The organism is Streptomyces sp. AC550_RSS872 (genome assembly GCF_019049285.1).
Taxonomy (GTDB): domain Bacteria; phylum Actinomycetota; class Actinomycetes; order Streptomycetales; family Streptomycetaceae; genus Streptomyces.
Window position 1 is genome coordinate 735 of record NZ_JAGMUL010000173.1, and the last position, 15,295, is coordinate 16,029.

At 72.8% G+C, this 15,295-nt stretch carries 3 protein-coding genes; all 3 read left to right on the top strand.

The annotated features are described in order from the left end of the window. Window positions 1-445: ABC transporter permease (locus KUM44_RS39475; RefSeq protein ID WP_254390781.1), on the top strand; the 445-nt coding region annotated here is incomplete at its 5' end. Window positions 446-505: 60 nt separating this feature from the next. Continuing rightward, the gene (locus KUM44_RS39480) at window positions 506-1,990 is read left to right on the top strand and encodes an NAD-dependent succinate-semialdehyde dehydrogenase (protein ID WP_217214591.1); all 1,485 of its coding nucleotides are present in this window, start codon (window positions 506-508) and stop codon (window positions 1,988-1,990) included. Window positions 1,991-3,535: 1,545 nt separating this feature from the next. After that, window positions 3,536-15,295 carry a non-ribosomal peptide synthetase gene (locus tag KUM44_RS39485; RefSeq protein ID WP_217214592.1) on the top strand — a complete coding sequence of 3,920 codons (11,760 nt, stop codon included), beginning with the start codon at window positions 3,536-3,538 and terminating at the stop codon, window positions 15,293-15,295.

Here is a 15,295-nt window from a genome sequence, read left to right on the forward strand (position 1 = left end):
CCTCGGGCACACCGTGCTGGCCTCGCCGATCGCGGTGCTGATCCTGATCGCGACCCTGCGCGGCATCGACGAACGCCTGGAGGACGCAGCCGCCAGCATGGGCGCCGGCCGCCTCACGATCGCCCGGAAGATCACCTTCCCCCTCGCCGCGCCCGGCATGATCGCAGCGGCGATCTTCTCCTTCATCACCAGCTTCGACGAGTTCTACATCTCCCAGTTCCTGTCCTCGGTCGACACCGTCACCCTCCCCGTCCAGGTCTACAACTCCCTCACCTTCGAGATCGACCCCAGCGTGACCGCGGTCAGCGCCATCCTCATCGCCTTCGCGATCCTCGCGCTCGGCCTGGTGGCCCTGGTGCGCTGGCTCGGTTCCGGACGGCAGGACTCCCTGCTCTCGGTCGAGAACACCGTCGGCGTCGCCAACCCCGGAGGCGAGGCCGTATGACCACCCACCGATCGTGCTCTCTCAACACACCCTCCTGCGATCAGCGAAAGAGCCACGCGCATGACTGACACGCTCACCGCTCCCTCAGTGGAGTCGGCAGTCCTGGAATCCGTCCCCCGTGGCTTCCTCGCCCACGACTGGCAACCCGCCACCGGCGGTCGCACCTTCGAGGTGCGCAACCCCGCAACCGAGGAAGTCATAGCCACCGTCGCCGACTGCGGCGCACAAGACGCGTTGAAGGCACTGGACGCGGCGGCCGCGGCCGCCGACCAGTGGGCCCTCACCAGCCCGCGGGACCGGGCGACCGTCCTGCACCGGCTCACCGACGCCCTGGCCGAACACCGTGAGCGGCTGGCCCGGATCATCACCCTGGAGATCGGCAAGACCATCACCGAAGCCCGGGGCGAGGTCGACTACGCCGCGGCCTACTTCCGCTGGTACGCCGAGGAGGCGGTCCGACCCCACGCACGCAGCACACCCTCCCCGGACGGCAGGAGTCACATCGTCACCGTCGCCGAACCGGTCGGGCCCTGCTTGCTGATCACTCCGTGGAACGTGCCGCTGGCCATGGCCGCCCGCAAGGCCGCAGCTGCCCTCGCCGCAGGCTGTACCGCCGTACTCAAACCGGCCGCGCTCACCCCGCTGTCTTCCCTGGTGCTGGGCGAGCTGGCGCGCGAGGCCGGCGCGCCCGCGGGTGTCCTGACCGTGATCACCAGCAGCGACGCGGCAGCGGTCACCACGGCGCTGCTGGCCGACCCCCGGCTGCGCAAGCTGTCGTTCACCGGGTCCACCCCGGTCGGCAGGCTGCTGCTTCAGCAGAGTGGGGCGCGGGTGCTGCGCACCTCGATGGAGCTGGGCGGCAACGCGCCGTTCCTGGTCTTCGACGACGCCGACCTCGACCTCGCGGTCCGCGAAGCGATGATCGCGAAGATGCGGCTTGGCGGCCAGTCCTGTGTCGGCGCCAACCGGTTCCTGGTCCAGGAGGGAATCGCCGACGCGTTCGCCGCTGCGCTGGGCGAACGGATGGCCGCCACCAAGGTGGGACCCCCGGACCGGGAGGACACCGAGCTCGGTCCGCTGGCCGACCACCGTGCGGTGGACAAGGTCCGTCACCTCGTCGAGGACGCCGTGGCCCGTGGTGCCGTCGTCATCGGCGAGGCGAACATCCCTGACGGGCCGGGCCACTACGCGGCCCCGACCGTGCTGGACCACGTCCCCGCCGACGCCGTGATCATGCACGAGGAAGTCTTCGGACCCGTCGCCGCCATCCACCGGTTCTCCACCGAGGCCGAGGCCATAGCGGTGGCCAACAACACCGAGCACGGCCTCGCGTCGTATGTGATGACGTCCCACATCGACCGCGCCCGCCGGGTCGCCGCCCGTATGCAGGCCGGCATGGTCGGCATCAACCGTGGCCTGGTCTCCGAGGTCGCGGCGCCCTTCGGCGGGATCAAGCAGTCCGGTCTGGGCCGCGAAGGCGGACCCGAGGGCCTCCACGAGTACCAGCAGCTCAAGTACCTGTCCATGCCCGGCTTCAACACCTGAGCAAGGCGGACTCCAGCGCAGGGCTCGCCATGTGGGGGCCGGGCAAACGCAGTGACCGGGATGATGATCCGCTCCGTGACGTCCACTGGCACGCGGCCACATCCGCCCCGGGTGGCCAGTCTCCGGCGGCGGCCTTGATGCCGCCGGCCTCGGCCGCCCGGGCGGATCTTCGGCAGGACGCCGCTGTGAAGCAGTTCCCGCCGCTGGCGTCTGCCTCGCAGTGCCGGGTCACCGACGGCAAGGGGCATCCTCAGAAGCCCCACCCGGAAGGTGTGATTCGTGCCCCGACAGCTCGCCCGCGGCATGGGGTCCTTCTCCGCAGGAGCGGGAGATCCGGTGCACGGCCGGGCCCGAGTAGGTCAGGCGGAATGCGAACAGGTAGCACTTCACCCGCTGCCCGGCCAGGTCGACCCACACTTCTCCGAAGTCCACCTCGGCGTCCGCCCCGGAAACGTTGTGCCTGACCAGAAGGCCCTCGGCCGACACTCCGCCCTCTTCGGCGAATCGCGCGGCGGCGAGCGGTGACGAAGTCACGCACTGTGGTGTACGGGAGCGTGACCCCGAACTCCTCTTCCAGTCGCGTACCGATCCGTTTCGCGGTGTGGCGCTGCTTGCGCGGCGCCTCCAGATCGGCCCGCAGCCAGTCGTCGACCGTCTTCTTGTACGGCTCCATTCGCGGCGAGACCCGCGTCGGCTGCTTGCGTGGCTTGGGCACCGGCGAGGCCACTGCCTCCCGCACCAGACGCCGGTGGAGCCGTACTTGCGCGACAACGCCCGGATCGACAGCTGCTGTTGCCAGCTGTCCCGGCGGATTCGGTCGAACAGCTCCCGTTTGGACAAGGACATCCACAGCACCCACCCTCGGCGGACCACATCCACCGTTCCACCGCAAGAGCCAGGGTGGGGCCACTTCGCCTCGCCGCTACCCCTCAGTGCCCCCGAACGCCCCTCCCGCTGGAGCTATTTCGAGTCACCTTGGTGGGGCCGCTGAACGTCGCCCCAGCCAAGGGGGCGTGACTTCCCGATTTCGCTACAGGGGGCGTATCGGCTGCGATTGACCGAATGTCACACGGCCGTACCGGGTGATCGTTACGCTCAGTCCGGCGGGGCGGCGGGACGGTGACACTGCGTTCATTGCGTTCGTTGCGGGCGCCCTATAGCATCACTGATGATCACGAAGGGAAACGGGAGTGACGGGGGTCTCTTCTGAGATGGATGTGACTGCTGAGTCCGTCGGCCGAAGTCGCCGACGGTGCAGGGAATCTGCCGGTCCGCGATGGGCCCGGTATTGATGCTTTCTGAATTCTGACGGTGCGAGGCCGTCCTCTCCATACATTTCCGGTGCGTGCTTTCGGTTCTCCTTGCTGTGGCGAGGGGCGCCCATACCGCTATGTGGCCGGAGAGACCTTACTGTCCGTTCGTGCCCGTCATGTTGCATTGCCTCGTGTGTTGATCCGGGCTTTGCCATAAAGGCTCGGCGATTTCCATGATTGGACCCGGGTCGGGTGCCAATGCCGATTCGACGCTGCCCTGGGGTGGATACCGATGGCTGAATCCTTACCGTTCACCGAGATATTCACCATTACGTCCGAGAACCCGTTGCTGCGGGACCACGTCGTCTACGGCCGAAACCTGCTGCCGGGTGTCGGTTACGTGGATCTGGTGCTGCAAGTCCTGGCCAGGCACGGCCATGCCATGGCGGACGTCGAGTTCCGGAACCTGACCATCCTGGCGCCGCTCGTCGCCGAGCCGGGCGAGCGGGTCCTGGTCACCGTCGCGGGGCGTCCCGCGCCCACCGAAGGCTGGCGGATCGATGTCCGCAGTCGGCGCGGGCAGGAAGCGGACGTGCTGCACGCGTCGGTGACGGTGCGTCAAGCCCACTCGCAAGCCTTCACGGAGCGGCTGTCCATGCCGCTCACCGGAGTGGAACGGCAGACGTTACTTGCCGACATCTACGGCTGGCTTCGCGAGCACGAACTGGTCCACTCGGGGCTGATGAGGGTCGACGGCGTGGTGCACCACCGCCGTGCGGACCTGGTCGTGGAGCTGGAACTCCCCCCGGCGTCGCAGGCCGGTGCGGACAGTTTCCTCTTCCATCCGGCGCTGTTCGAGGCGGGGCTGCTCGGTGGCAGCGTGAACAGCCACATGCTGCACGAGGGAAGCGCGGGCGACCCGGGCGAAGCCCTATACCTGCCGATCGTGTTCGAGTCCTTCCGGGCGACCGCTCCGCTGGGCCGGAGCTGCTTCGTCAGGGTCTCGGCCGACTCGACCAGCCGGGACGACGAACTGATCCGGCTGGGGGCCGAGTTCTACGACGCGAGCGGGGTGAAGATTGCCGAGGTCGGCCGCCTCGCGGCCAAGCGGGTCCGGGCCACGGCGGCCCTCGACGTCCGGGGCGAGCCCGCCCGGCAGGCCGCCGTGACCCAGAACGCCGCGGCGGGGCGGGACGTCGTGACCGTGCTGCGCGAACTGGTCGCCGCGCGGCTCGGGGTGCCGCCGGCTGAAGTCGGGTCGCACACCGGCTACTACCAGCTCGGGCTGACCTCCGCCTCCCTGGTCGCTCTGGTGGGGGAGTTGGAGGACCGGTTCGCCATCGAGCTCTCCCCGACCGTCGTCTTCGAGTACACCACGATCGCGGAACTGGCGGCCTGGCTGGACGAACGCCTTGCGCAGGCCGGCCGCCCGGCGGGGGTCGCACCCTCCACGGACGCCCCCGCACGGGCCGGCGGCGAGCCGGCCGGGCCGGCGGCCGTCCCGTGCGACGAGCTGGCGGACGAGATCGCGGCGCTGCTCGGCGTGCCGGCCGGGCAGGTCGACCCGGACGCCGACTGGACGGAGCTCGGGTTCGACCCGGTCACCCTGGCCGCTCTCGTGGAGCGTCTGAACGACCGCTACGGCCTGGCGCTCACTGCGGCCGCGTTGGTCGCGCAGCCGACCGTGCGAGAGCTGGCCGAGAACGTCCTCGCCCAGCCGGGCGAACAGCCGAATGCCCCAGAGGCGAAGGCGGAGACGGACCCGCATCCGATGCTGCACGGGGTCGTCCCGCTCGAGTCCGGCGCAGCGTACGAGACCCGATTCGACGGGGACGAGTCGTACCTGCGCGACCACCTGGTGCGCGGCGCCCGCGTTCTGCCCGGGGTCGCCCACGTGGAGCTGGCGCGGGCTGCCGTGGCCGCCTGGTTCGGCGAGCCGGCCGGACAGCGAGTGCGACTGGAGGACCTCGTCTGGCTGCGCCCCGCCTTCTGCGGGCCCGACGGGCTGGAGCTGCGCGTCACCGTGCGGCAGACGGCCGACGGTGCGGAGTTCGGGATCGCGGCTCCGCAGGACGACGACAGGCCGTACTGCCAGGGCCGGGCGCGCCTGGTCGAAGACCGTGACGGTGGCGGCGAGGACGAGCCGGACGCCCTGGAGACGGCGCGGACCGGCTGCACCGGAGTGGAGGTGCCGGCGGCGCGGATCTATGAGCTCTTCGCCCGTTTCGGTCAGGAGTACGGCCCCGCCCAGCAGTCACTGACCGGCCTGCGTACCGGCACCGACGCGGCGGGGCGCCCGCAGGCGCTCGCCGAGCTGCGGCTCCCGGCCTCCGCCGACTCGCTCGCCGGGTGCCTGCTGCACCCGGCCGTCCTGGACGGGGCATTGCAGGCCACCGCGGGGCTCTGGCTCGGGCCGGACGGGGAGGTGGATGGGGCGCCCAAGCCCGCCCTGCCGTTCGCCGTCGAGCGGGTGGACGTACGCCTCGCGACCCCCGCTCGGGCCATGGCCTGGGTCCGGTTCCGGCCGGGCAGCGGTCCGGCGGCAGCGCGGCCGCTGCTGGATGTCACGGTCTTTGACGAGCGGGGCCGGGTGTGCGTCGAGCTGTCCGGGCTGAGCACGCGCGCCCTGCCCGAGCTTCCGGCCGCGCCCCCGCAGGAACGGTCCGAGGCGTCCCAGGCGGGCGCCGGGATCGACATCGCCGTCATCGGCGTCGCCGGCCGCTACCCGGAGGCGGCGGACCTGGACGAGTTCTGGGAAAATCTCAGGTCCGGCCGCGACTCGGTGCGCCGGGTCCCGGCCGAGCGTTGGACACGACCGCAGTGGGCGGCGGAGGCCGACCTCTGGGGTGGCTTCCTCGACGGCGTCGACCTGTTCGACCCGCTGTTCTTCCGCATCTCGCAGCGGGAGGCCGAGCACCTCGACCCCCACGAGCGGCTGTTCCTGGAGTGCGCGCACCACGTCCTGGAGGACGCCGGGTACACCGGGGAGCTGCTGGAGCGCACCAGCGGCGGCGTCGGCGTCTTCACCGGAGTGATGTACCAGGACTACCAGCTCTACGGCGCGCAGGCCCAAGACCGCGGTCAGGCGGTGGCGCTGTCCGGGAGCGCGTCCTCGGTCGCGAACCGGGTGTCCTTCGTCCACGGGTTCACAGGGCCGAGCATGGCCGTGGACACCATGTGCTCGTCCTCGCTGACCGCGATCCACCTGGCCTGTGAGGCGATCCGCAGCGGCCAGTGCGGGGTGGCGCTCGCGGGCGGCGTCAACGTCACCGCGCACCCCAACAAGTACCTGATGCTGGAGCAGCGCAACTACCTCTCCAGCGACGGCCGTTGCCGCAGCTTCGGGGCCGGCGGCGACGGCTATGTGCCCGGCGAGGGGGTCGGCGCCGTCCTGCTCAAGCCGCTGGACCGGGCGCTGGCGGACGGCGACCACATCCACGCCGTGGTCAAGGGCACCGCGCTGAACCACGGCGGACGGACCAACGGCTACACCGTGCCCAGCCCGGCGGCCCAGGGCAGCGTCGTGGGCCGGGCGCTGGCCGCATCCGGTGTCGACCCCCGGTCGGTCGGCTACATCGAGGCGCACGGTACGGGCACTGCGCTGGGCGACCCGATCGAGATCGCCGGGCTGGTCAAGGCCTTCCAGGAGGCCGGCGCGGGGCCTGAGCAGTGCGCGATCGGCTCGGTCAAGTCCAACATCGGGCACGCCGAGAGCGCGGCCGGCATCGCCGGCTTCACCAAGGTGCTGCTCCAGTTGCGGCACCGCGAACTCGTGCCCAGCCTGCACGCGACCACGCTCAACCCGCACATCGACTTCCCGCGGACCCCGCTGCGCGTGCAGCGGAGCCTGGAGCCGTGGCAGCGGCCCACCGTGGTGGACGGCGGGCGGAGCCACTCCCTTCTCCGGACGGCGGGAGTCTCCAGCTTCGGCGCGGGCGGCTCGAACGCGCACGTCGTCCTCACCGAGTACGAGCTGCCAGAGCCGCAACCGGGCCCGGTCGACCGGCCCACGCTGCTCGTCCTCTCGGCCCGGACCGAGGCCCAACTGGTCGAGCAGGCGAGGCGGCTGGAGGCGCGACTGGCCGAGCTGACCGAGGCCGATCTGCCCGGCGTCGCCTGGACTTTGCAGACCGGCCGGGTGGCCCTGGAGGAGCGTCTTGCGTTCGCGGCGGACTCGCTGGCCCAGGCCAGAGCCGTGCTCGCACGGTTCGCGGCCGAGCCGGACCAGCCGGGCGGCTGGGTGCGCGGCACGGTGCTCACAGAGGTCGCGCCGGACGGGGCGGAGCAGGCGCGCGCCCTCGACGACTGGATCCGAGAGGGCGCGGGCGACCGGCTGCTGCGGCTGTGGGCCGCGGGGACCCCGGTGCCGTGGGAGACGGTGCCGGCGGGCTCCCGGACGAACGGCCCCGGCCACCCGGGCGGTCCGGAACCGAGGCCGCGCCGGGTGCCGCTGCCCGGCTACCCGTTCGCCCGCGAGCGCTGCTGGATCGAGCTCGACGGGCCGGCGCCCGGCGGGATCCTGCCGGACGGGGACCCCCTGGAGGCGAGAGGCCGGGACGGCAACAGGCCGGACGGCGAGGTGCTGCTGCTGCTTCCGGGCTGGGCGCCCGGCGAGAAGGCCGGCGAGGCCGGCGCAGCGAACGGGTTCACCGCACACCACGTGACGGTGGTCGGCACTCTCTCCGAGGCCGAGCGCGAGGAACTGCGAGCCGCGCTGCCGCCGGGCGCCGAGTGCCGGTTCGTCGCTCTGGCGGACGGCCCGCTGGACCAGCAGTACACCGAGGCCGCCCAGGAGGTGCTCGCGCGGCTCCAAGAGATCCTGCGGCCCGGCCTGCTGGGCCCGGCGCTGTTCCAGGTCGCGCTGGCCCGGCCGGCGGCCACCGGCCCGGAGCGGGACCGGCTCGCCTGCCTGGGCGGCCTGTCCGGGCTGCTGCGGACGGCCGGCCTGGAGGACCCCCGGCTGCACGGGCAGCTCGTGGACTGCCTCGACGGAGCGTCCCCCGCCACCGTCGGCGCCCGGCTGACGGCCGAGGCCGGACCCGGGCCAGGACCCGAGGTGCGCTACCGCGACGGCCTCCGGTACACGGCGGTGCTACAGGGGACGGAGCTCGGCGGCGCCGCGACCGCACCCTGGCGGGAGGACGGCGTCTACCTCGTCACCGGGGGCGCCGGTGCGCTGGGCCGGATCGTAGCGGGCGACATCGCGGCCTCGGTCCGCCGGGCCACGGTGGTCCTGGTCGGCCGCTCCGCCCTCTCCGGGGAGCAGCGGGCCAGGGTGGACGAGCTGCGCGCCGCGGGGCTCACCGTGGAGTACCGGTGCGTGGACATCACCGACCGGGCGGCCACCGCCCGGCTGCTGGCCGACGTGGTCCGCGAGCACGGACCGCTGACCGGCGTCCTGCACGGTGCCGGCGTCCTCGCGGACCGGCTCGTCGTCGGCAAGGTCCCGCACGAGCTGGAGAGGGTCCTGGCGCCGAAGGTCAAGGGGTTGGTGCACCTCGACGAGCTGACCCGTGACCAGCCGCTGGAGTTCTTCGTCTGCTTCTCCTCGGCCACCGGCGCCTTCGGCAACGTCGGTCAGGCCGACTACGCCGCCGCCAACGCCTTCCTGGACGCCTACGCGGCGTACCGCAACCGCCTGGTCACCGCGGGGGAACGAAGCGGCAGGTCCGTTTCCGTCGGCTGGCCGTTCTGGGCCGACGGCGGCATGGGAGCGGACCGGGCCGTCGCGCAGCGGCTGCGCGACCTGGACCTGGTCCCGCTCGAATCCGCCCAGGGGCTCGCCGTGTTGCGGTGGGCGCTGACCGACCCGGAGGCCACCGGCGACGGCAGACTGACCGTGCTCGCGGGCCGGCACGAGGGCCTGGCCCGGATCACCGGCGGGGCGATCCGGCGCGGTGCGGCGGACCCGACGGGCGCGGCGGCCGCGGCAGACGCGACGCCCGAGGCCGCGCAGGACGGCGACCGGCTGCTGGAGGACCGGACGGTCGGTTACTTGCGGAGGCTGCTCGCCGAAGTCCTCAAGCTCGGTCCGGAGCGGCTGCACCCGGACGCCGCGCTGGAGCAGTACGGCATGGACTCCGTCCTGGCGGTCGAGACCGTCACCCGGCTGGAGAAGGCGTTCGGCCCGATGGCCAGGACCCTGCTGCTGGAACTGCCGACCCTGAGGGAGCTGGCGCGGTACTTCGCGGCCGAGCACCCGGCGGCCCTGCGTGCACTCCTGGGCGAGCCCCACTCCGTACGCGAACCCGAACCCGAGCCCCACCGTGAACCCGAGCCCCACCGTGAACCCGAGCCCCGACTCGAACCCGAGCCGGCAGTCGCCCCGGCAGACGCGACGACCACATCCGCACCGGACCGTGCAGCGCTCCGGTCCACCGAGCCCAGAGGGAAGTTCATGGACGTCGCCGTCATCGGCATCGCCGGCCGCTATCCGCAGTCGGCGGACCTGGACACGCTGTGGACGCACCTGCGGGACGGGAAGGACTGCGTCACCGAGCCGCCCCCCGACCGCTGGGACGAGGCGGCACGGTCGGGCGTCTGGGGCGGATTCCTCGACGGCATCGACGGGTTCGACGCGGCGCTGTTCGGCGTGTCGCCCCGTGAGGCGGCGGCGATGGACCCCCAGCAGCGGCTGTTCCTGGAGACGGTCTGGGAACTGCTGGAGGGCTGCGGCGTCACCCAGGAGGTGATCGAGCGCCGGTACGGGCGGAGCGTCGGCGTCTACGCCGGCGCCTCCTACCTGCAGTACCGGGCGGACGCCTCCGACCCCGCGCTCGCGGCGCTCACCTCGACGGCGTCGTACAACATGATCGCCAACCGGGTCTCGCACTTCTTCGGGCTGGAGGGGCCGAGCCTGGCGGTCGACAGCATGTGCACCTCCTCGGCCATGGCCATCCACCTGGCCTGCGCGGACCTCCAGCGCGGGGAGTGCGAGGTCGCCATCGCCGGCGGGGTGAACCTGGCGCCCCGTCCGGACAAGTTCCTCGGGCTGTCCGAGATGCGGATGCTGGGCAGCGGTCCGGACAGCCGGAGCTTCCGCGACGGGGACGGCTACCTCCCGGCCGAGGCCGTGGGCGCGGTCCTGCTCAAGCCGCTGGACGCCGCACTGCGCGACGGGGACGAGGTGCACGCCGTCATCAAGGGGACCGCCACGCTGCACAGCGGCCGCGCCAACGGCTTCCTCACGCCCAGCCGCCGGGCCCAGGTGACGGTCATGCGCCGGGCGCTGGAGCGCTCCGGTGCCGAGGCTGCGTCGGTCGGGTACGTCGAGGCGTCGGCGAACGGCGCGGCGCTGTCCGACGAGATCGAGGTGAGCGCCCTGCGGGAGGTCTTCGAAGGGGTGATCGAGCCCGTGGTGGTCGGGTCGGTGAAGTCCAACCTCGGGCACCCGGAGGCGGCCTCGGGCGTCGCGCAGCTCACCAAGGTCGCCCTTCAGTTCCGGCACCGCGAGCTGGCCCCACTCGTCGCCACCGGCGAGACCAACCCCAACCTGGCCCTGGACGGCGGGCCGCTGACGCTCTGCGAGCGGCTGACCCTCTGGGCGGAGCGCGAGGGCGCGGAGGGCCGACCGCCGGCCCGGCGAGCGCTGATCAACTCCGTTGCGGCGGGCGGCAGTCACGTCAGCATGGTGGTCGAGGAGCCGCCGCGGGCGGCGGTCCGGCGGGCGCAACCGGAGGACGCCGGGCCACAGCTGCTGGTCGTGTCGGCCGCCGACCAGGCGCGGCTGCGGACGGCCGCGGGCCGGCTGCTGGAGTTCCTCGGCCGGCGCGATGCGGTGGGCCTCGCGGACGTCGCGTACACCCTGCAGCTGGGCCGTGAGGCGATGCCGGCGCGGCTCGCCGTGGTGGCCGCGAGCGTTCAGGAACTGCGGGCGTCGCTCGCCGCCTTCCTGGCCGGGGCGGACGGCACGGCAGTGGCCGACGGATCGCCGGGACCCGTGCTGCACACGGGCAACACCGACGACCGCCCGCTGCCCCTCATGGCGGTGCTCGACGGGTCCCGGGGCGAGGCCTTCGTCTCCGCGCTGGTCGCCGACCGTGACCTGGAGCGGCTCGCCGAGCTGTGGGTGTGCGGCGCCAGTATCCCGTGGGGTGGGCTGTACACGCGGCGCAGGCGCCTGGTGGCGCTGCCGGCCACCGCCTTCGAGCGGACGAGCCACTGGCTCGGCGGGACGTCGGCCCGGCCCGCCCCTGTGGCCCCGGCGGACCGGCCCGAGCCGGCGGCCCCCACACAGGCGAGCCCGGAGCCCGCGTCCGAGGACACCGTGCTCGTCCCCGCAGCCGCGACGCCGGCCCCCGAGCCCGTCCGGGCACCGGCCGGCCCGGAGCGCGTGGTCATCGAGGTCTGCGCCGAGCTGCTCGGCCTGCCCGTGGGGGAACTCGGCCCCGAGGACAGCTTCTTCGCCCTGGGCGGCCACTCGCTGCTCGCCCACCACTTCGCCGACCGGCTGCGCGAACGCGGCCTGCTCTGCGACCCGCCGAGCATCCTGCGCGCACCCGACCTCGCGGCCGTCGCCCGGGCGGCCCAGCCGGTGCAGGCCGTGCAGAGGCCCACCGTCATCGAGCCCGCCCCGGTGACCCCCGTCCCCGCCCACTCCGGCACCTCACCCCTGCCGGCCGGGATCCCGGCCGGCACCACCCGGATCACCCCCGACCTGCTGCCCCTGGTTTCCCTGACCGAGCAGGAACTCGCCGCGGTCGTCGCCGCCGTGCCCGGCGGGGCCGCGAACCTCCAGGACGTGTACCCCCTCGCCGGGATGCAGGAGGGCATGCTCTTCCACCACGTCCGGGACGGCGCGCACGACCCGTACATCTCCTCGGGACTGTTCTCCTTCGCGGACCGCGACCACCTGGACCGGTTCACCGAGGCGCTGCGGGCGGTGATCGCCCGGCACGACGCGCTGCGCACCGTGATCCTCTCCGACGGCCTCGGCGAGCCGGTCCAGGCCGTACTGCGTCACGTGGAGTTCGAGCCGGCAAAGACGGAGCTCCGGGCCGGGACACCGGCCGTGGACCAGTTGGCGGAGCTGGTGCGCAACGCCCCGCCGATGCCGCTGGACCGGGGCCCGCTGATCCGGCTGAAGGCCGGTTTGGAGCCGGACACCGGTGTGTGGCACGCGGCGCTGAGCCTGCACAACATGCTGCACGACGCGTCGTCGCTCGGTCTGTTGTTCGCCGAGCTCGCCGCACACATGGACGGCCGGGCGGACACCCTGCCGGAGCCGGTGCAGTACCGCGACTTCGTAGCCCACACCCGTCGGCAGCCCGCCGGGCCCGAGGCTGCGGCCTTCTTCACCGAGCTGCTCGGTGACGTCACGGAGCCGACCGTGGTGTTCGGCCTGCACGACGTGCACGGCGACGGACGGCAGGTCGTCGAGGCGCGCCGGTCGCTGGACGACGGCCTGACCCGACGTGTCCGCGAGCTGGCGGCCGAGCTGCGGACCAGCCCCGCGACGCTGTTCCACGTCGGCTGGGCGCTGACCATGGCAGCCTGCGCGGACCGCGACGACGTGGTGTTCGGCACGGTCCTGTCGGGACGCCTCCAGGGGCCCGCGGGCACGGACCGGATGCTCGGCAGCTTCATCAACACCCTGCCCCTGCGGCTCGACCTGGCCGGCCGGAGCGTGCGCGACCTGGTCCGGCGGACCGGTGAGCTGCTGCACGAGCTGGTCCGCCACGAGCAGGTGCCGCTCACCGAGGCCAGGGCGCACAGCGGCCTGCCCGACCGTGAACTTCCGCTGTTCAACGCGATCTTCAACTACCGCCACCTGCCGAGCGACGACGGCATCGCCGCCCGGCTCCAGCGGGTGGGCGTCACGCCGCTGTCGGACGTCTTCGAGCGCAGCAACTTCCCGGTGACCGTCTCGGTCGACGACCTCGGGCACGCGTTCCGGATCGACGCGCTGATCCACCGGGCCCAGGACGCCGACGTCGTGATCGACTGCCTGGAGGCCGCCATGGCCTCCCTGGTCGAGGCGCTCCTCGACGAGGAGCGCGCCCTCTCCCCGGCGCTCGACCTGTCGGTGCTGCCGGCCGCGATGCGGCAGCGCGAACTCGTCGAGTTCGCCTGGGAGCCGGTGACGGCCGAGGCGGCCGACGCCCGGTCGGAGCGCCACCTGCACGAGTGGTTCGAGCAGGAGGTCCGTGCCGTTCCGAACGCGGTGGCGGTGACCTGCGAGGACCGCTCCCTGACCTACGCCGAGCTGAACGCGCGGGCGAACCGCCTGGCCCGGTACCTGCGGGCGCTGGGCGTGGGGCACGAGTCGCTGGTCGCGCTCTGCCTGCCGCGCAGCGAGTGGCTGGTGGTGAGCGCGCTGGCGGTGCTGAAGGCGGGCGGTGCGTACGTGCCGCTGGACCCGTCGGCGCCGGTCGAGCGGCTCGGCCACGTGCTGTCGGACAGCGCCCCGAAGGTGGTGCTGGTGGACGGCGCGGTGCCGGAGGGACTCGACGTCGGCGGCGCCCAGGTGGTGGACGTCCCCGGCCACACGGCCCGCAGGGAGGCGTTGTCCGACGCCGACCTGGAGCCGGTGGCGGGCGCCTCGCCGCGGGACCTGGCGTACGTGATCTACACCTCCGGTTCGACCGGACTGCCCAAGGGGGTGATGGTCGAGCACCGCAACGTCGCCCGGTTCTTCGTCGCGGCCCAGGAGTGGTTCCGCTACCGGGAGGGCGACGTGTGGACGCTGTTCCACTCCTTCGCCTTCGACTTCACGGTGTGGGAGATGTGGGGCGCTCTGCTGCACCGGGGCCGGCTGGTCGTGGTGACGCGGGACGTGGCGCGCAGCCCGCGCGACTTCTACCGCCTGCTGTGTGCCGAGGGCGTCACCGTGCTCGGCCAGACACCCACCGGCTTCGGGCAGTTGATCGCGGCGCAGGGCGACGACGGTGCCCCGCACCGAGTGCGCACGGTGCTGCTCGGCGGCGAGGAGCTGGACGCCGCGCCGCTGGCACCGTGGTTCGCCCGGGCGGTCAACGAGGGGACCGAGCTGGTGAACATGTGGGGGACCACCGAGACGACGGTTGTCACCACCTACCGGGTGGTCACCGAGCCGGACACCCGCCTGACCACCAGGCCGATCGGCGGCGCGATGCCGGGCATGAGCGTGTACGTGCTGGACCGGCACGGCAACCCGATGCCGACCGGGGCGGTGGGCGAGCTGGTCATCGGCGGCGAGGCGGTCTCGCGCGGCTACCTGAACCGTGCGGAGCTGACCGCCCAGCGCTTCGTCGCGGACCCGTTCGTCGGGGTGCCGGGCGCCCGGATGTACCGGACCGGCGACCTGGGACGCCGACTGGCCGACGGTTCGCTGGAGTTCCTCGGCCGCAACGACGGCCAGGTCAAGATCCGCGGCTACCGGATCGAACTGGGTGAGATCTCCACCCGGCTCAACGAGCACCCCGCCGTCGGGGAGGCCCGGGTGGTGGTCCGCGGCCAGGGCGACGAACGGCGCCTGATCGGGTACGTAGTCCCGGCGGACGACCGCCGGGACGAGCCCGGCGGGCCGTGGGAGCAGGAGCTGCGGGAGCAACTGGACACCGCGCTGCGGGCCGCGCTCCCGCCGTACATGGTGCCCTCCGCCTATGTTCTGCTGGACGCGCTGCCGCTGACCGGCAACGGCAAGCTCGACACCGCCGCGCTGCCCGAGCCGGAGGCCCCGGTGCGGAGCGGGCCGGCGGTCGCGCTCACCGACACCGAGCGGATCGTCTCCGAGGTGTGGGCCGAGCTGCTGCACATCGACGCGGGAGTGCTCGACGCGCAGAGCCGTTTCTTCGAGTTCGGCGGCAACTCCCTGCTGGTGGCCCGGTTGATCAACCTGGTCAAGCAACGGACGGGCGTCGAGCTGACGGTCCAGACCGTCTTCGACGCGAACAGGCTGGGCGACCTGGCGGCTGCATTGGAGCGCGCCCTGCCGGACCCCGGGGCCGGCACCGCGCTCGACCTGGACGCGATCACCGAGAGCATCACCCTGATCGAGAGCCTGAGCGACGCCGAGCTGGACGCCCTGGACACCGACGACGCTGCTCTCGGCATCGAGAGCCAGAGAGGCTGA

Bases quoted from the DNA above. Each gene is read 5' to 3' on its own strand.
- KUM44_RS39485 (WP_217214592.1), top strand. From the start codon at position 3,536: ATGGCTGAATCCTTACCGTTCACCGAGATATTCACCATTACGTCCGAG.
- KUM44_RS39480 (WP_217214591.1), top strand. From the start codon at position 506: ATGACTGACACGCTCACCGCTCCCTCAGTGGAGTCGGCAGTCCTGGAA.